Source organism: Rhodovulum adriaticum, assembly GCF_004345735.1.
GTDB lineage: Bacteria > Pseudomonadota > Alphaproteobacteria > Rhodobacterales > Rhodobacteraceae > Rhodovulum > Rhodovulum adriaticum.
Genome location: NZ_SLXL01000001.1, coordinates 510,511 through 527,379 on the forward strand (window position 1 = coordinate 510,511; position 16,869 = coordinate 527,379).

21 protein-coding genes, 1 tRNA gene and 2 pseudogenes are annotated in these 16,869 nt (G+C 64.9%); 12 read left to right on the forward strand and 12 right to left on the reverse strand.

Features of this window, described 5'->3' with window-relative positions; all coding sequences use genetic code 11:
• Nucleotide 1 precedes the first annotated feature (1 nt).
• From EV656_RS02365 to EV656_RS16450, 3 genes are all read left to right on the forward strand, one after another.
• Nucleotides 2-1,399 carry a heme biosynthesis protein HemY gene (locus tag EV656_RS02365; RefSeq protein ID WP_132599059.1) on the forward strand — a complete coding sequence of 466 codons (1,398 nt, stop codon included), beginning with the start codon at nt 2-4 and terminating at the stop codon, nt 1,397-1,399.
• A 56-nt stretch (nt 1,400-1,455) separates the two neighbouring features.
• Nucleotides 1,456-1,531 (forward strand) — tRNA-Thr (locus EV656_RS02370).
• Nucleotides 1,532-1,891: 360 nt separating this feature from the next.
• The gene (locus EV656_RS16450) at nt 1,892-2,032 is read left to right on the forward strand and encodes a hypothetical protein (RefSeq protein ID WP_165918921.1); all 141 of its coding nucleotides are present in this window, start codon (nt 1,892-1,894) and stop codon (nt 2,030-2,032) included.
• Between the two features lie 586 nt (nt 2,033-2,618).
• Here EV656_RS16450 and EV656_RS02375 read toward each other — a convergent pair.
• The 7 genes from EV656_RS02375 to EV656_RS02390 form a co-directional block, all read right to left on the reverse strand.
• A complete protein-coding gene (locus EV656_RS02375; RefSeq protein ID WP_132599061.1) occupies nt 2,619-3,023 on the reverse strand; it encodes a hypothetical protein in 405 nt (134 codons plus the stop codon).
• A 60-nt stretch (nt 3,024-3,083) separates the two neighbouring features.
• The gene (locus tag EV656_RS16860) at nt 3,084-3,215 is read right to left on the reverse strand and encodes a hypothetical protein (RefSeq protein ID WP_279432452.1); all 132 of its coding nucleotides are present in this window, start codon (nt 3,213-3,215) and stop codon (nt 3,084-3,086) included.
• Between the two features lie 367 nt (nt 3,216-3,582).
• Entirely contained in the window at nt 3,583-4,122 is a 540-nt protein-coding gene (locus tag EV656_RS02380; RefSeq protein WP_132599063.1) for an ImmA/IrrE family metallo-endopeptidase, read from the reverse strand.
• A complete protein-coding gene (locus tag EV656_RS02385; RefSeq protein ID WP_132599065.1) occupies nt 4,119-4,475 on the reverse strand; it encodes a helix-turn-helix domain-containing protein in 357 nt (118 codons plus the stop codon). The genes EV656_RS02380 and EV656_RS02385 overlap by 4 nt, the downstream gene beginning before the upstream one ends.
• Nucleotides 4,476-4,837: 362 nt before the next feature.
• Nucleotides 4,838-4,963: a hypothetical protein gene (locus EV656_RS16865; protein ID WP_274610535.1), complete on the reverse strand. Its 126-nt coding sequence runs from the start codon at nt 4,961-4,963 to the stop codon at nt 4,838-4,840.
• Nucleotides 4,964-5,271: 308 nt separating this feature from the next.
• Nucleotides 5,272-5,445: a hypothetical protein gene (locus tag EV656_RS16455; protein WP_200276531.1), complete on the reverse strand. Its 174-nt coding sequence runs from the start codon at nt 5,443-5,445 to the stop codon at nt 5,272-5,274.
• A 409-nt stretch (nt 5,446-5,854) separates the two neighbouring features.
• Complete coding sequence (locus EV656_RS02390) at nt 5,855-6,520, reverse strand: ArsR/SmtB family transcription factor (RefSeq protein WP_132599067.1); 666 nt, start codon at nt 6,518-6,520, stop codon at nt 5,855-5,857.
• 88 nt (nt 6,521-6,608) lie between these two features.
• On the opposite strand from EV656_RS02390, the gene EV656_RS02395 reads away from it, so the two are divergent.
• The 5 genes and pseudogenes from EV656_RS02395 (at nt 6,609) to EV656_RS02415 (ending at nt 10,102) form a co-directional block, all read left to right on the forward strand.
• Nucleotides 6,609-7,463 (forward strand): sterol desaturase family protein, encoded by an 855-nt coding sequence (locus tag EV656_RS02395; protein ID WP_132599069.1) that lies wholly within the window; start codon nt 6,609-6,611, stop codon nt 7,461-7,463.
• Nucleotides 7,460-7,813, forward strand: a complete 354-nt coding sequence (locus tag EV656_RS02400; RefSeq protein ID WP_132599071.1) for a DsrE/DsrF/TusD sulfur relay family protein — start codon at nt 7,460-7,462, stop codon at nt 7,811-7,813. Before EV656_RS02395 ends, EV656_RS02400 begins: the two co-directional genes overlap by 4 nt.
• 44 nt (nt 7,814-7,857) lie before the next feature.
• The gene (locus tag EV656_RS02405; protein WP_132599073.1) at nt 7,858-8,283 is read left to right on the forward strand and encodes a rhodanese-like domain-containing protein; all 426 of its coding nucleotides are present in this window, start codon (nt 7,858-7,860) and stop codon (nt 8,281-8,283) included.
• Between the two features lie 36 nt (nt 8,284-8,319).
• Nucleotides 8,320-9,344: pseudogene (locus EV656_RS16750) on the forward strand (cysteine desulfurase family protein).
• The gene (locus tag EV656_RS02415) at nt 9,341-10,102 is read left to right on the forward strand and encodes a class I SAM-dependent methyltransferase (protein ID WP_132599075.1); all 762 of its coding nucleotides are present in this window, start codon (nt 9,341-9,343) and stop codon (nt 10,100-10,102) included. The pseudogene EV656_RS16750 and the gene EV656_RS02415 overlap by 4 nt, the downstream one beginning before the upstream one ends.
• A gap of 139 nt (nt 10,103-10,241) precedes the next feature.
• On the opposite strand, the gene EV656_RS02425 is transcribed toward EV656_RS02415, so the two are convergent.
• The 3 genes and pseudogenes from EV656_RS02425 to EV656_RS02435 all read right to left on the reverse strand — a co-directional run bounded on the left by EV656_RS02425 (nt 10,242) and on the right by EV656_RS02435 (nt 12,249).
• The gene (locus EV656_RS02425; RefSeq protein WP_132599077.1) at nt 10,242-10,544 is read right to left on the reverse strand and encodes a YnfA family protein; all 303 of its coding nucleotides are present in this window, start codon (nt 10,542-10,544) and stop codon (nt 10,242-10,244) included.
• A gap of 199 nt (nt 10,545-10,743) precedes the next feature.
• A pseudogene (locus EV656_RS02430) lies at nt 10,744-10,833 on the reverse strand (ATP-binding protein); the annotation flags it as partial.
• Nucleotides 10,834-11,037: 204 nt separating this feature from the next.
• Complete coding sequence (locus EV656_RS02435; protein WP_132599079.1) at nt 11,038-12,249, reverse strand: NnrS family protein; 1,212 nt, start codon at nt 12,247-12,249, stop codon at nt 11,038-11,040.
• A 78-nt stretch (nt 12,250-12,327) separates the two neighbouring features.
• Here EV656_RS02435 and EV656_RS02440 point away from each other — a divergent pair, with 78 nt between their 5' ends.
• The 3 genes from EV656_RS02440 to mobA are packed head-to-tail and all read left to right on the forward strand — an operon-like array spanning nt 12,328 to nt 14,150.
• Nucleotides 12,328-12,741 carry an Rrf2 family transcriptional regulator gene (locus tag EV656_RS02440; protein ID WP_132599082.1) on the forward strand — a complete coding sequence of 138 codons (414 nt, stop codon included), beginning with the start codon at nt 12,328-12,330 and terminating at the stop codon, nt 12,739-12,741.
• A complete protein-coding gene (locus EV656_RS02445; RefSeq protein WP_242468997.1) occupies nt 12,738-13,439 on the forward strand; it encodes an NnrU family protein in 702 nt (233 codons plus the stop codon). The genes EV656_RS02440 and EV656_RS02445 overlap by 4 nt, the downstream gene beginning before the upstream one ends.
• 45 nt (nt 13,440-13,484) lie before the next feature.
• Nucleotides 13,485-14,150 carry a molybdenum cofactor guanylyltransferase MobA gene (gene mobA, locus EV656_RS02450; RefSeq protein WP_243695668.1) on the forward strand — a complete coding sequence of 222 codons (666 nt, stop codon included), beginning with the start codon at nt 13,485-13,487 and terminating at the stop codon, nt 14,148-14,150.
• Nucleotides 14,151-14,213: 63 nt separating this feature from the next.
• Here mobA and EV656_RS02455 read toward each other — a convergent pair whose 3' ends face one another.
• Both EV656_RS02455 and EV656_RS02460 read right to left on the reverse strand, forming a co-directional pair.
• Nucleotides 14,214-14,525 carry a carboxymuconolactone decarboxylase family protein gene (locus EV656_RS02455; RefSeq protein ID WP_132599084.1) on the reverse strand — a complete coding sequence of 104 codons (312 nt, stop codon included), beginning with the start codon at nt 14,523-14,525 and terminating at the stop codon, nt 14,214-14,216.
• A gap of 17 nt (nt 14,526-14,542) precedes the next feature.
• A complete protein-coding gene (locus EV656_RS02460) occupies nt 14,543-15,241 on the reverse strand; it encodes a cyclic nucleotide-binding domain-containing protein (protein ID WP_132599086.1) in 699 nt (232 codons plus the stop codon).
• 251 nt (nt 15,242-15,492) lie between these two features.
• On the opposite strand from EV656_RS02460, the gene EV656_RS02465 reads away from it, so the two are divergent.
• A complete protein-coding gene (locus EV656_RS02465) occupies nt 15,493-16,866 on the forward strand; it encodes an MFS transporter (RefSeq protein ID WP_132599088.1) in 1,374 nt (457 codons plus the stop codon).
• Nucleotides 16,867-16,869 lie beyond the last annotated feature (3 nt).

The window sequence follows — 16,869 nt, forward strand, 5'->3', positions numbered from 1 at the left end:
CATGCTTTGGTCTCTTCTCAAGATTCTCCTTTTCGTCGTCCTCGTGGCCGCGCTGACCTATGGCGCGAACCTGCTGATGGAAAACGGCCCCGGCCTGCGTGTCGCCGTGGGCGACGTGGAATTCGTGCTGGGACCGTTGCAGGCGGTCATCGTCGCGCTGCTGCTGGTCGCGGCGGTGTGGCTGGTGCTGAAGGTTGCCGGGCTGCTGGTGGCGGTGCTGCGCTTCATCAACGGGGATGAAACCGCGATTTCGCGCTATTTCTCGCGCTCGCGCGAACGGCGCGGGTTCCAGGCGCTGGCCGATGGGATGATCGCGCTGGCCTCTGGCGAGGCGCGGCTGGCGATGGCGAACGCGACCAAGGCGGAACGCTACCTGCGCCGACCGGAACTGACCAACATTCTGGCCGCCCAGGCCGCCGAGATGCTGGGCGACAACAAGAAGGCGACCGAAACCTACAAGAAGATGGTCACGATCGACCAGACCCGGTTCGTGGGCGTGTGTGGCCTGATGAAGCAGAAGCTGGCCGAGGGCGACACCGACACCGCGATGAAGCTGGCCGAGAAGGCCTTTGCCATCAAGCCGCGTCACGGTGAAACCCAGGACACCCTGCTGAAGCTGCAGGCCCAAGCCGAGGACTGGAAAGGTGCGCGCGAAACGCTGAACGCCAAGCTGCGCCACGGCTCTCTCCCCCGCGACGTGCACAAGCGGCGCGATGCTGTGCTGGCCCTGTGTGAGGCCCGCGATTGCGCCGTGGACGGCAAGATGGCCAAGTCCCACGAACTGGCGCTGGAGGCCAACCGCCTGTCGCCGGATCTGGTGCCCGCCGCGGTGATGGCCGCGCGCGCCTATGTGGAACAGGGCAAGCCCAACCTGGCCAGCCGCCTGATCAAGCGCGCGTGGGAGGCCCAGCCCCATCCCGACCTGGCCGCCGCCTATGCGGAAATCGTGCCGGACGAAACCCCGCAGGACCGGCTGACCCGCTTTGCCGAGCTGACCGCGCTGCGCGCCGATGACCGCGAAACCCGCATGCTGCTGGCAGAGCTGAACATCGCCGCCGAGGATTTCGTCGAGGCCCGCAAGGCCCTGGGCGATCTGCCCGAGACCGGCGCCACCGTGCGCGTGCTGACGCTGATGGCCGCGATCGAACGGGGGCAGGGCGCCGACGACAGCGTGGTGCGCGGCTATCTGGCTTCGGCCCTCAGCGCGCCCGGCGAACCGCAGTGGATCTGCGAGAATTGCGGCACGATCCACGATTCCTGGCAGGCGGTCTGCAAGAATTGCGGCGCCTTCGACTCGATCACCTGGAAGACGGCCCCGGCGGCCCCGCTGGCCCTGCCGGGCGGGTCCGGCATGCTGCCGCTGCTGGTCGGCGGAACCGGCGCCGCGCAAAACGAGTGAGGGTGAAAAAGGGTCTACACACCCCCCGGTTTGGGTGCTAAAGACCCCGCCACGGCGCCGGTGTAGCTCAGCTGGTAGAGCACGTCATTCGTAATGATGGGGTCGGGGGTTCGAGTCCCTTCACCGGCACCACTGTCAAGCAGAAAAGTCCCGAGAAACCTTGGTTTCTTGGGGCTTTTGCTTTTTGAGGGCAGGATTTTGCCCCACAAACTGCCCCACACACCGCTCTCGAAAGGCTCGCGCCGAGGCGTAGCCCATGGCCGCTCTTGAGCCGCGCAAATTCATCCTGATGGATTCTTCCAGCACACCCGGCGGCAGAACTCGCCCGCATTTCTGATCGAGACGATCTCGGCAGCGGCCTCCCCGGGCCCTGCGGCAAAAGTTCGAGGGTTACGATTTCCGTGTCCCCATCGATGAACCGACTTCCTCGGTGCTAGAGGTTGAACGGAGCCCGGGATGACTCTCGAGAGACTGCAAAAAGTACACCAGATCATGATCCGTATCGTTTCGGAGAGGTCTGATGGCGTGGCCTACGTGCCGATTGTCCTTCGTATCGAAGAAGAGATCCGAAAGCGCGAGACGTCGCAGAGCGAATATGAGCGTATCCTAGAGATGGCGAGAAAGGCTGCATAGATTGACGCCGGGAAGAGGATTAAGCCTGCCGCTATACTTAGGGATCGTCGCCTTTGGGAAGCAGACGGCAGGGTACTTCCGTTGCCATATCTAGATGAGAAAGAATTCCGTCGTGCGCGCAGCATACATCGAAAATCGGGCAATCCGAGAGTCAACACGCAAGTGCAGCCCTTCTCGCGGCTGCGGGCATAATCGCCGTGGGTGGGCCGCCAGGAACCGGAAAGACGACGCTTGTCCGCCATATCCCCCGGCGCTTAGGCCCGAAGCGGCCATTGGCGAACTCGCCTGTCGCTGCACCGCAGCTTACCCGAAGCGGACCTTCAGGGCACCGCGCAGGATCGTCCAGGGCTCCGGGGTCCGTAGTGCGGAACAAAGCGGTCGAGGTTCTAAGATGCCGAACGTCTCGTCCTGTCTCGATGATCTACGTCCTAGCATATCCAGAGTTCGGGCTGAGCGTGACTGAGAACGTCAATCGGTTCAGCTTTGCCTACACCTCCACCCCAACCACGGCGACGGCGACGGCGACGGCGAGAGGAGGCGGGTTAGGCTCTCTCATGGCAAGCTCTCTCTGGAGAAAAAGGGGGGGTCATTCGAATTCACCCCAATCTGGGTCGAAGTGACAACCATTGGCGCCGTCCGCCTCGATCATGATGCCGTTATGGCCGCCACCCGCCTCCATCACAGCTTCGCTAATGGCTGACCGAAGGTTCGGTACCCAAAGGTCAACGCGCACAGTGACCGTGTAGCAGGCCCCGGCGTTTGAATCGCACCAGATGGTTTCGAGGCGGCGCGCCATCAGCTCGGGCATCGCGTCGATGATCCGGCGCATCGTGTCCAGCTCATCCATCACAGCCCAGCGGCTCTCAATCTGGACGCCCCTGTAGCGGAAGCCCGAGACCGGGGCCTTGGGTCCGGCGTCGGCGCGGTCAATGTCATACTGGCGCTGGATCAGCTCAGCCGCCTCGAGCGGAAGGTCGGTGTATTCTACCATGTTGCTCTCCCGTGAAATGTCGTGCCCCGCGAGCGCTGCCGCAGGGCACGACGATGACCGTCACTTCTTCTTGATGGTCTCCACCACATGGGTGGACTTGCGTTGCGTGGCCTTCTTGACCGTGGTGAAGCGGCCCGTCTTGGCACTGCGGCCGACTTTGAACGTCTTGGATTTCATGTTCAGAACTTTCACTTTTGCATTGAGGGTGGGAGGCGCGCTCACCGCGCCTCCCGTTCATTTGGGTGGGGTGGCTACTCCGGGATCAGAATAGGCCACGCCCGCAGCCCAAACGCTTTCGCGTAGAGCCGCCTGCCGGTCTGCGGGCACGTCCGCCAAGGGCGGAAGACATACCGGTAGCCGGGCGGAGGGGGTGTGTGACGCTTGGTCATAGCACTCTCCACTTCGGGGCGTATCTTGCCTTTTGACCCAAAATGCGCTAAATGCAGCTCTGTCTAGGGAGACTGATTTGCGCTTTCGGGAGGCTCTGCATCGTCAAGCCCCTGATGCACGATGAAGAAATCCGTTGGGAGGCTCGGGCGCCAACCTGAGCCTTCTTTCGTTAGAACCTCCCGTTCTTGTGGAGGTAGCGCAGCCGGTTGCGCGCCGCCTCCCACGAGACGCCAAACCGCTCGATCAGGTCATCCTCCTCGTCCCAAGCGTCAATGAAGCACTCGGGCATCAGGAACTCGGCGGCAAACTGGTTGGCCTGCGGCTCCGCAAGCCGGTAAGCCGGGGTGCCATCCCCGCGCTTCGCCCGGGCGAGCGGGATGTTGGTGTGCATCGCCCAGTGGCCCAGCTCATGGGCGGTGGTGAACCGGGCGCGGCCTTCGCCCGCCCAGACACCTTCATGGACATCCTCGCGGAGCATGATGAAATCGCCCTTGGGGCAGGTGTAGCCCTCGGCCTGGCCCATCTCCTCGTGGCTGCCCACTTGGAAATGGACGAGCCCAAGCCGCTGGTCCAGCACCCTCTCAATGATCTCGATCACCGGCACCCGGGGGTTGTCTGCCTGGCCGAGCTGGCGGCGCAGGTTGTCTGCGATGCCGCCAATCTCGGCCCAGCGCCGGGGCGGCACAATAAAGTCGCTTCCGTCAGTCATTTCGCGTCCTTCTTGCTGAGGATTTGGAAGATGTTGTTGAGCTCCTCCTCGGACAGCGAGTTCATCCGGCGCGCCATCAGACCGGCGGTGTCCCTCGCAAGGAGGGTGTCAGCCTCCAATGTGAAGCTCTTGCGCGACCTGTCGGCAGCCCGGCGGAGCGATGCTGCGGCATCCTCGGCCAGCTTGTATGCCTTGATCACGAGCTCAACGAAGCCCTCGGGCGGGGTCTTGGTGCCCCGCTCCACGGCTGAGATAAACGCCGACGATTTGTCCAGCCTCGCTGCCATATCCAGCAGTCGCTCATCCTCATCAATTCGCAGTTTCCGCAGCTCCTTCCCGATTTCTGTGGTCATGGTTGGTCTCCTAGGTGGTTCAGCACCCAATATGTGGTGTCCGGGTGGTCCTGTCAACCTTTCTGGTTAATTTGTAGCGCCGCGTAGGTTAACGCGGAGATCATCGGTGCAGTTCCAGCTGTTTCCGGCCGCCGGCGCGGTTGGCCTTGACTAGAACTGCATGGCTAATGGCCCCACCCCATGCACGGGGACCATCAAACTGGGCCGGGTAGGGCTCCGCCCTCAGTGTCGGCGGCCTCGATCCTGGCGGAGTAGGCTTGGCGGAGTGTCCGCTTCAGCAATGCGGCCTGGATGCGTTCGGGTGTGCAGCGAAGGTCAGCACTCCGCCCAAGGGTTGATTGATGCGCAGGTCACGGGGCTCTTCAAGGATTCTCTTGCGTCCCCCCGACCCCGCGATAGATATCCACGTCGCCTTCCATGGATGCATCGAGATCGACCTCGACGGCAGCATCCCGGTAGGACTGAAGGAGGTCATCAAGCGCGGCCATGCTGAGAACTCATCATAACAATGGATTTTTTGGTTTTTCGGCGCCTCGCGCCCGCCTCAATCTACGCACCGGACTTCCCCCTGCTCAACCAGAAACTGTGGTGAGGCCCGATCGACTCTTGTGTGAAGAAGGACCCGACGATTTCCATCGTTCAATGGCAACTGATCCGCAGCCGATTGGTCAGGGGGGGGGGCGATCTGCGGTCCTGAAACGATCGCACCATGCGGACCCGTGTCCGCGGATGATTTCATGCACAATGATGCAAGGCGTTAATCACCGGCCGGTTCCACATCCGGCTGCTTTTCGGATCAGTCTTTTCGTACCGGCTTGTCGATGAAACCAACCAGCGCCTCGAAGTCCTCGGCGGTCGCCTTCCAGCCATCGGAAGCTTCGACGACGATCGCACCATCCCGGGGTTCCAGGACCAGACCGTTTCGCGGCTCAGCCCGCCGCGCGGAGCGGTTCAAGATCGGCGATGCCATGTCCGGTTTGGGTCCCGGTGCCAGTTTCAACGCCTGCCGCACCACCACGAAGACTTTTCAGATGAATGGGCGGATGGCGGAAGTTCGCTGCGCGTGCGCATTGCTTGATGCTGAATGGTGTGAGCGGACATTCAGATCTCGGCAAATCTAGAGAATCTATTGGACTGGCGCGTGACCGCTGGAAGTCCTGAGCAGACCAGTCTCGAAATGGCGCCTATGTCCGATCGTCGTTTGATTGACGGCAGGACACCATGCCAAAGGCGGCGGCGCCTCGCCTTGTTTCAGCGACGAGTGGGCTTAGCGGCTGCGCGACGGACGCTTCTGAAGGAGGTGGGCACAGGGCGTGACCGGCTTTCTTCGAATACAGTTGGGCGCGACCCGGCGCGGACTTGCCCAAGTACAGGGACACTCAGCCCGCATCGACAAGCACCTGTCGCCCGTCCTCGCGCCATTCCGGCAGACCGCCCTCCAGTCGCCGCGCGTTGAGGCCATGGCGGCGCAGGGTGGCGACGGCCTGATGGGCGTAGACGCAGTAGGGGCCGCGGCAATAGGCGACGATCTCGGCGTCCGGCGCGAGCGTGGGGAGGATCTGCTCCAGTTGCGCCAGGCTCGCGTTCAGCGCGCCGGGAATGTGGCCCGCGGCGTATTCGTCGGCGGGTCGGACATCGAGCACGGTGACGGAGCCTTCCGCGAGCCGTGCGGCGAGGTCCGCGCGGCTGACGGGTTCGGGGGCATCCTCGCCGCCCGAGAGCCCCCGCAAAATGCGCTCGACCTGCGCGAGGTTGCGCTCCGCGACGATGCGCAGAAGGTCCATCAGCTCCAACGTCTTCGCGTCGGTCAGCCGGTAGATCACCGCCTTGCCGTCGCGGCGGCTGGTGACGAGGCCTGCACGGCGCAGCTGCTGGAGATGCTGCGAGCAATTGGCGATGGTCAGGCCGGTCTTCTCCGCCAGCGCCTCCACGCCACGCTCTCCTTGCGCGAGTTGTTCGAGGAGCGACAGCCGGGCCGGAGCCGACAGGGCGCGTGCGACGAGCGCGTATTCCTCGAGCAGAGCCAGCTTCGGGCTGATTGACACTGGATGTCTCCAGACTGTAGATCATTCAAGCGATGACTTGAATGATAGCGACTCCATCGCGCCCCACAAGCCCGAAGGTTAGCGCCCGATGTCCGAGACCATCCTCGCCGCCGAACCGACCATCCGCCTTGCCGCCTTTCTCGGCATCCTGGTGGCCATGGCGCTGTGGGAGGTGGCGGCGCCGCGCCGCAGGCGAGAGATCCCGCGCGTCATCCGCTGGACGAACAACCTCGCGCTCGTGGTGCTCGACACCGCCATCCTGCGGCTGACCTTCCCGATCCTCGCGGTCGGGCTTGCGGTCATGGCCGAGGAGCGTGGCTGGGGCCTCTTCAACACCATCGACGTGCCGGTCTGGCTGGCCATCGTCGTCTCGATGCTGCTGCTCGACCTGGCGATCTACCTGCAGCACGTCATGTTCCATGCGGTGCCCGGGCTCTGGCGGCTGCACCGGATGCACCACGCCGATCTCGACTTCGACGCCACCACGGGCCTGCGGTTTCACCCGGTGGAAATCCTCATCTCGATGGGGATCAAGCTGGCGGTGGTCGCGGCGCTCGGCCCGCCCGCGGTCGCGGTGCTGCTGTTCGAGGTGATCCTGAACGCCACCGCGCTCTTCAACCACGCCAATATCGACCTGCCGCGCCGGGTGGACCGCGTCCTGCGCCTCATCGTCGTGACGCCGGACATGCACCGCGTCCACCATTCCACCGACCCGCGGGAGACCAACTCGAACTACGGCTTCAACCTGCCATGGTGGGACCGGCTGCTCGGCACCTACATCGCCCAGCCCGCCAGGGGACATGAGGGGATGAAGATCGGCATCGAGCAGTTCCGCACGCGCCGCGACCTGTGGCTCGACCGGATGCTGGTCCAGCCGGTTCGCGGCCCGGCCAGCGGTGGTGCGCTGGACCCGAGGCTCACGAACAAGGAGCGCGGCGAGTGAAACACCTGATCCTGCTGAACGATCCGCCCTACGGCACCGAGCGCAGCTTCAACGGCCTGCGCATGGCCCACGCGCTGGCCAAGAACGACCCTGACGCGGACATCACCGTCTTCCTGATGGCCGACGCGGTGCTCTGCGCCAAGGCGGGGCAGAAGACGCCCGATGGCTACTACAACCTCGAGCGCATGCTCCGCCGGGTCCTGTCCGCCAAGGGCCGCGTCCTGATGTGCGGCACCTGCATGGATGCGCGCGGCCTCGCCGAGGCCGACATGATGGAGGGGCCGACGCGCTCCACCATGGACGAGCTCGCCCAGGCGACGCTCGCCGCCGACAAGGTGCTGGTGTTCTGATGGCCGGCCAAGAAACCATAAATCCGAAGCGGAGGAACCCCCGGATGACCCTGAAACACCTACTTTTAGCGACCACCGTCGCATTTGGCGTGCACGCAGCGCCCGCCCTGGCGCAGGACACGGCCGTCGAGGCCATGCAGGAATACATGATGTTTTCGGACTACGAGTCCGGCATCATCCTGCCCCAGCAGATCGACCAGACCGTCTTCGAGACCGCACTCTTCGTCGACACCCGCGATGCGGGCCAGTTCGAGGAAGGCACGATCCCCGGCGCCGTCAACATCGAGTGGCGCGAGGTGCTCGACCGGATCGACGAGATCCCCGAGGACCGGATGACCATCCTGTTCTGCAACACCGGCAGCCTGTCGGCGCAGGCGGCCTTCGCGCTGCGGGTCGCGGGGCGGTCGAACGTCGTCGTCATGCAGACCGGCTTCACCGGCTGGCAGCAGGACGCGGCCTACCAGCCCTGACCCCGGGCAAGGCGACGACGAAAGGGAAGCAGGGCCATGCGCGACATCTATCTGGATTTCAACGCCAGCACTCTAGTCGTCCCCGAGGTCGCGGCGATCATATGCCATGCTCTGGAAACGGGGCATGGCAATCCTTCCAGCAGCCACTGGGCCGGGGTGCCCGCCCGCCGAATGGTCGAGGACGCCAGGACCCAGATCGCGGATCTTGTCGGCTGCACGCCGCAGGAGATCGTGTTCACGAGCGGCGGCAGCGAAGCGAACAACCACGCGCTGAAGGGCGTGTTCTTCGCCACCGGCAAGGACCGGCCGCATTTCATCACGTCGCGCGCCGAGCATCCGGCCATCGTGGCGCCGCTTCGGTTCCTCGAGCGCCTCGGCGCGCGGGTGACCTGGTTGCCGGTCGATGGCACGGGGATGGTCGATCCCGATGACCTGCGGTGCGCGAGCACGGCGTTCGCTTCCACACCGATGCCGCGCAGTCGGTCGGCAAGATCCCGACCCGGGTGGACGAGCTTGGTGTCGATCTGCTGACGATGGCGGGGCACAAGTTCCATGCCCCCAAGGGCGTCGGCGCGCTCTTCTTCCGTGACGGCCTCCGGCTGGAGCCGTTCATCCATGGCGCCGGGCATGAGAGCGGCCGGCGCGCGGGCACCGAAAGCGCGATGCTCACAGCCGCGCTCGGGGTGGCCGCCAGTCTCTCCGCGGACTTGGGGCCGATGGAGCACGTCCAGGCCCTGCGGGATCGCTTCTGGGCCGCACTCAAGGATGCGTTCGGCGATCAAGTCGTTCTCAACGGCCATCCCGAGCGCCGCCTGCCCAACACGCTCAACGTCGCCTTCGTCGGGCGGGTGGGCGCGGAGATCCTCGCGGCCATGCCCGAGGTTGCGGCCTCGACCGGCTCTGCCTGCCATTCGGGACGGGTCGAGTTGTCTCCGGTCCTGGAGGCGATGGGAGTTGCGACGGAGGTCGGCATGGGCGCGATCCGGTTCAGCCTCGGTCGCACCACGACCGCGGACGAGATCGACCACGTGGTGACGCGCCTGCGCCGGGTGCTGAGTTGACAGAAGCGGATCGGCCCGGCGCGGATCGGAGCGCTTACGACCCTGCGCTCGAGGGTTTTCCTGACGCCTATGCGGACTGGCGCCGCAGCACGCTCGGCCGGATCACCGACGCGCTCGAGGAGCATCTCCTGCTGGACCGCATCGGCCCGGTGCGCGGCCTGCGCATCCTCGATGTCGGTTGCGGCGACGGCGTGCTGGCCACCCGGCTCGCACAGGACGGCGCGCGTGTTACCGGCCTCGATGCCTCGACAGACATGATCGCCGCCGCGCGCCGACGGGCGAAAGCCGCCGGCGTCGATGTCGATCTGGTCGAAGGGGACGCTGGCGGCCTTCCATTCCACGCGGGGCACTTCGATTGCGTCGTGTCTGTCGCCACGCTCTGCTTTGTCGACGATCCGCGCCCGACGATCCGGGAAATGGTCCGCGTCCTGAAACCCGGCGGACGGCTGATCCTCGGCGAGCTCGGTCGCTGGAACCTCTGGGCGGCGCAGCGCCGCGTGAAGAGCTGGCTCGGCTCCAATCTCTGGCGCATGGCGCACTTCCGCAGCCGGGCCGCTCTGCTTGCGCTGGCAACCGGGGCGGGGCTTGCCGACGCCAAGGTCATCGGGGCCGTCTTCTACCCGCCGTTCGGGTGGGCCGCGAAACTCATGGCGCCGGTCGATCCGTGGCTCGGGCGCTGGACAACGCGGGGCGCGGCCTTTCTGGTCCTGAGCGCGACCAGGCCCTTTGATCCACGAACCGGAACAAAGCAGTCATGAGTGTCGGTGAAGGACCCACGCCACCCACGTGACGAACCAGATGGGCATGATCGAGGGCAGCTTCGAAAAGGGCGAGGCGAACGGAACGGCCGATGCTCTCGCCGTCGTGTCGCGGATCGCCGCCAGCCTCGGCTGACCCTCAGCCGCGCTGCGGCAGCAGGATCACCGCGCTGCCGATCAGGCAGAGCGCGAGACCGGCGGCGTCCCACCGGTCGGGACGGTGCCCTTCGACCAGCCACATCCAGAGCATCGAGCTTGCGATATAGACACCGCCATAGGCGGCGTAAGCGCGTCCCGCCAGCGCGCTGTCGGCGCGCGTCAGGACCCAGGCGAACAGCGCGAGGCTGGCGAGCCCCGGGATCAGCCAGAGCGCCGACTTGTCCAGTCGCGCCCATGCCCAGAAGGCGAAGCACCCTGCGATCTCCGCGAACGCCGCGATCAGATACCTACGACTACCTCGTCAACCTGCGCAACCGGATGCGCGAGCACATCGACACGGGCGGCGACATCATCGGCTCGGTCGAGGTGGATCAGTCCTTCTTTGCCTTGTTGATTTCCGCTGAGAACTGACCCGGGTTTTTCATCGAGAACTGACCCGCCTGACCTTTATGGTCTTTGGGTCATGTGTGGGTCAATGCCGGTCATTCCTCCTTCTTCTTTCGGGCGGCCTCGGTGCTGGCCTTGAAGCGATAACTGTCGTTGCCGGTTTCGAGGATGTGGCTGCGGTGGGTGTCCTTCGACCAAGCCTCTTGGGGTTGCAGATCGCCCAAGCACACCTTCGGTGGCGTACCTTCGTCACTGAGCGGTGCGCGCCAACACAGGCGAAAATGTCCAGTGGGTAATCGAAGCCGAGGATCGCGCCAGCGGTGACAAACCGGTTGCAGTCTGGAATTTCGGTTGCACTGCGGATTTGGCGAGCTTGCCCTGTCTGTTCGTCAAGCCGGCCTGACCTTTTTACGGCCTGCACTTCTGGGACGCGCAAGGATCGGCCAATAGATCGTCGCGAAGCCGAGGAAGGCCACGATCCAGGCGGCGCCGGCAAGGTGAAGCAGCCAGGCCGCGAAAACCATGTCCTCGAAGACCCTTGCAACGATGGCGACCAGAAGCGCGAGATAAAGCAAGGTGACCTTGGGCCCGGCGGTCAACGGGCGGCCGGAATGGCCCAGGCTGGCGCGGGTCATGATCGCTAGCGTCATCATGCCCACGGCGCCCGCCATCCAGACATGCTGTGCGGCGGTCGCCCCGGTCAGGCCGGGGATCAATGTCGCCAGCGCCACCGCCAGGAATCCGGCGGGGATGAACACATACGAAAGGTGCAGCACCCAGACCAATGGCTCGGCCAAGGTCCGGTGCCCGGCCCAGCGGCCCTGGCGGATCAGGTTCACCACACCTGCCGCAAGACACAGGAGCGCCGAAAGGGCGTGGTCGGGCGCTGCGGTCCAGGCCAGAAGGGCGATGCCCGTAACCGCCAACGCCGCCCGGTCAAGGGTGCCGAACGGCCTTGGTAACTGTATGCTGTCTCGTTTTGCCAGCCAGTTGCGGGTAAAGCCGGGCACCACGCGGCCGCCGATCAGCGCGATCATCATGATCGCCGCCGCCAGCGCCACCCGCAGCCCCGGCCCGCCCGCCGCATAGCCGCCGCGCGCGGCCTCCAGGTGGAACAGCGCCTGGCCCAGCGTCATCAGAACCACCAGCCCCCAGACCGGAAGGTTGCGCCAGTTGCGGCCTGAAACGATCTCGCGCAGGGTCAACGCGGCCAGCGCGACCGGAAAGGCAAGATCGACCAGCGCCGCGATCCCGGCAGGCCAGAGCGCCGAGGTGGACACCGCCAGCCGCCCCGCGCCCCACAGCAGGACCAGCCCCAGCAGCGGCCAGCCCCGCAACGGCAGCCGGCCCGTCCAGTTCGGCACGGCCGTCAGCAGGAACCCCGCGGTGACGGCGCCGAGATAGCCGAAAAGGAAGGCATGCGCATGCCAACTGACCGGGTCCAGTGTCGTGGGCAGGGCAAGCCCCCCGGCCAGCATCGCGATCCATGCGGCCATGGCGCCCGCCGCCCAGAGACTTCCCAGCAGGAAGAATGGCCGGAAGCCCTGGCTGAGGAATGCGGGCCCGGTCCAGGTGCGGCGCAGAACGGAACTTGTGGCCATGGGGCGACTCCCTTTTGGTATTTCAAATACCGATTAGCCGATGTAATACGTATTGAAAACTCCAATTCGTGAGGCGCCATGCGACTGACCCAGTTCACCGATTTCGGCCTGCGCGCGCTGATGCGGCTGGCGGGCGCCCCCGACCGGGCCTTTGCCACCGCCGAGCTGGCGCGGGAATTCGGTATCTCGCGTCATCACCTGGCCAAGGTCGTCGCGCGGCTGGCCTCGGCGGGGTTGGTGCGCACGCGCCGCGGCGGTGGCGGCGGGCTGAGCCTGGCCCGGCCACCGGAAAAGATCACCCTGGGCGAGGTCGTGCGCCTGCTGGAGGCCGATCAGGCGTTGGTGGAGTGTTTCGCCACGACCGGCGGGGGCTGCACCCTGTTGCCCGACTGCCGTCTGAAAGGCCGCCTGGCGCGGGCGGAAATCGCATTCCTGGCCGAACTCGACCGATCCACGCTGGCCGACTGCGCCTGGAAACCAAGGACTGCATGATGGGCGGATGGGGGGAATTGATACTGGCCTTTGTCGCCTTCCTGGCCTCGCACGCGGTGCCGGTGCAGCCCCCGGTCAAGCGGCGGCTGGAGGCGGCGCTGGGGCGGCGCGGCTATCTGGCCGGCTACATTGCGCTGTCGGTCGCGATGCTGAGCTGGATGATCTTGGCGGCCGGGCGTGCGCCCTGGGTGCCGGTGCTGCCCTGGGCGGCGTGGCAGGCCTGGGTGCCGAACCTTGCCATGCCGGTGGTCTGTCTGCTGATCGTGTTCGGGGTGGGGGTGCCGAACCCGCTCAGCTTTGGCGGCGCGCGGAACGATCGGTTCGACCCGGACCGGCCGGGAATTGCCGGGCTGACGCGCCACCCGCTGCTCTGGGCGCTGGCATTGTGGTCGGCGGCGCATGCGCTGGCCAACCCGGATCTTGCCCATCTGCTGCTCTTCGGCGGGTTCGCGGGTTTCGCGGTGCTGGGCACGCGCGTCATCGACCGTCGCAACCAAAGGCTGATGGGCCGGGCGGCATGGCAGCGCCTCGCTGCGCGCAGCTCGAACCTGCCCTTTGCCGCCCTGGCCGCGGGCCGCTGGCGGCCCCGCCGCGGACCCGACCGCGCCCGCGTCCTGATCGCCCTTGCGCTCTGGGCCGCGCTGTTCTGGGGCCACGCGCCGGTGATCGGCGTCTCGCCGCTGCCGGCGCCGTTTTGACCATTTCTGGCGGCCCGGTCTATCTTGGCGGGAAGGAGACGGGGAGTGGAAGTCTTGAAATTTCGAACAGAAACCCCGAGTTGTCCGGGCGTGGTTCTGGCGGGCGGGCGATCGAGCCGCATGGGCGGACGCGACAAGGCGCTGTTGCCGCTTGGAGCGGATCGAATGATCGACCACGTCTTGATGCGACTTGTGCCTCAATGCAGCGCGGTTGCACTAAACAGGAACGGCGGATCAGCCCCCCTTGCCGGGTTGGGCCTTCAATTCCTGTCAGATCCTTTTCCCGGGTATCCTGGGCCGCTGGCGGGCATCCTGTCCGCCATGGAATGGGCCGCGGGCCAGGGCGCAAGTCATGTCGTGACGGTTGCCGTCGATACGCCCTTTTTCCCGGGCAACCTTGTCGCACGGCTTTGGGCCAGCAAGACCGACACTTCGGGCCCCGTTCTGGCATCATGTCCCGATGAAGCGGGCGTATCCCGCCTGCACCCAGCATTCGGGCTTTGGCCCGCCAGCTTGCGTGCCGACGCACGCAAGGCATTGATCGATGGAAAAAGAAAAGTGCGGCAGTGGGCAAAAGGCCTTGATCCTGCGATCGCGGAATTCGACCGCCTGTCATATGATCCATTCCTGAACGTGAACACGCCGCAGGATCTGGCACGCGCCGAGCGGCTTTTGCCTCTTGTGAACCGGCAGCAACGCCAGACGACCTGAGCGGGCTCGTGCAAGAGACGGGCGGTCTCGCCCAGGCGTTCCGGTCTTCCGGGCGTGGCCCGTTCAGCCGTCGATATCCTCGATCCATGTCTTTGCCGCAACTGCCTGAGGCAGACCCAGCGGGCCGATGGCCAGCATCGCGACATGAAGCAGCGCGTCGCGCTCGATGCCTTCGGCCAGACCGCGGCGGGTATGGGAATGGACAGCCCCTTCCGATCCTGCGCCGATCGACAGCGCCAGCTTGACCAGGCGCCGTTCCCGGTCGGTCAAGGGCCCCGCGGCGGCCGTCGCGGCGCCAAGTGCGCTGTAGGCCTTCCAGATATCGGGATGGGCCTCGGCCAGCTTGCCGGCCTCTCCTTGGATTCTATCGGTCATGGGTGTCTCCTGTTTGGTCAGGTTGAGGGGTCGTCGATGAGCGGGGTCGGCTTGGCAAAATGAACCAGATCTTCACGGTCCCTGATCGTGACCGTCAACCCGTCGATCTCGACCCCGTACTCTCCGAGTGTCCTGAGCGCGCGCGAGAAATTTTCAGGCGTCATGCCCAGAAGGGAGGCGATCTTGCGCTTTTCGACCGGCAACTGGAAGGTTCGCGCACCCTCGGCCCGATCCTGTCGCCGGACCAGGTAATTCGCCAGCCGCTCGATCGAACTGCGCAGCTTGAGGTTCTTGGTATTCTTGACCACGTTGCGGTAATCGGTCGCCAATTCGGTCACGACCGCCCGGGCAAAGGCGGCGTCCTCTTCGAAGATCGCGCGCACGTCTTCGGAGGGCAGCAGGATGATACGCGATTTTTCCAGCGTTCGGGCAGACATCAGATAGGGCCGGTCACGTACCGTGGCCGCCAGAATGAAACTGGTCACCGGCCGCAGCAGGGCCATCGTTGTCTCACGCCCGTTCCAGCGGGCGAACATCTCGACACGGCCTTCGGAGAGCACATGCAGAAAATCGCTGGGCTCGCCTTCGGTGATCAGTTCGATCTGGGGCGGGAAGGTCTGGACATAGGCCCCGCGGCAGAGACGGTCGAAAGCTTCATCGGCCATCTTGGCGAAGATCGCGAGACTTCGAATCTCTCGAATTTCAGAGTCACGCATGAGTCCCCCATCGACTTTACTTGATAAAAGTCAAGCCTCACCCGCCTCGATGTCAAGAGTTGAATTTGGTATGCGATGGGATGCGCTTGCGCGATTTCCCGGGCCGATGCAACAGTTTTCCCGTGACCGCTTGTTTCGCCTGCAGGCGCCGAATTTTTGATCCAGATCAAGTCCCCGTGAACGCCTTGACCTGAACGCTGCCCCCAATCCGTCGCGTCCCGAGGGGCGCTGCGCAGAAGGAGGGACGTTCCATGCACACATTGACGGGGGTCACGCGGGGCGATCAGTATCGCGCGCTGGGCCTCAGCACCTTCGCTTTCACCGTGTGTTTCGCGGTGTGGACGATTTTTTCGATCATAGGCGTCAAGATCAAGGGCGAACTCGGCCTCAGCGATACCCAGTTCGGCCTGCTGGTCGCCACGCCCGTTCTGACCGGCTCGATCAGCCGCATCTTCCTGGGCGTCTGGACTGAACAGTTCGGCGGCCGGATCATGTTCCCGCTGCAGATGCTGATCACCGCGGTCTGCGTCTGGCTGCTGACCTGGGCCCAGACCTACGAGGTCTTCCTGCTGGCCGCCCTTGGCCTCGGGCTTGCGGGCGGCTCGTTCATCATCGGCGTGGCCTATACCTCGCGCTGGTTCGAGGCCAAGAACCAGGGCACGGCCCTCGGGATTTTCGGGGCGGGCAACGTGGGCGCGGCGGTGACCAATTTCGGCGCGCCCTTCCTTGTGGTGGCGCTCGGCTGGGAAGGCACGGCGCGGGTCTATGCGGTCGTGCTCGCGATCACGGCGGTGCTGTTCTTCCTGCTGTCCAAGACCGACCCGGTGCAGGTGGATCGCAAGCGCACGGGTGAAGGCCCGGTTTCCACCGGCCAGCAACTCGAACCCCTGAAAGATATCCAGGTCTGGCGCTTCGCCACCTACTACTTCTTCGTCTTCGGCGGCTTTGTCGCGCTCGCCTCCTTCCTGCCACGCTATTACACGGGCGCCTATGGGCTGGAACTGACCACCGCAGGTGTCTTCGCGGGGCTCTACTCGCTGCCGGGCTCGGTCTTCCGCATCCTTGGCGGGTGGATGTCCGACAAATGGGGCGCACGTTTCGTGATGTATCTCACCTTCATCGTGTCGCTGGTGGTGCTGTTCGTCCTGAGCTATCCGAACACGAGCTATGTCGTGCAGGGCATGACCGGGCCGATCGAGTTCAGCTTCGGCCTGTCGGTTGGCTTCTTCGTGGCGATGACGGTGATCCTGGGCTTCGTGATGAGCCTCGGCAAGGCCGCGGTCTACAAGCACATCCCGGTCTACTATCCCCACCACGTGGGCTCGGTCGGCGGTCTGGTCGGCATGATCGGCGGACTTGGCGGCTTCTTCCTGCCCATCGCCTTCGGCTTCCTGCTGGATACCACCGGTGTCTGGACCACGCCCTTCATGTTGCTCTTCGTGCTCGTCGCCATCTCGACGATCTGGATGCATGTCGCGATCCGACGGATGGAGCATCGCCGCCATCCGAAGATTGCCGAAGAGAAAGAGCGGCTTTCCGACCTGCCCGAAGCGCCGGTCATCCCTGAAAACAAACAATCCGGGTCCGACCTGCCGCGCGGCGCGAAACCCACACCGGCCGAATGATGG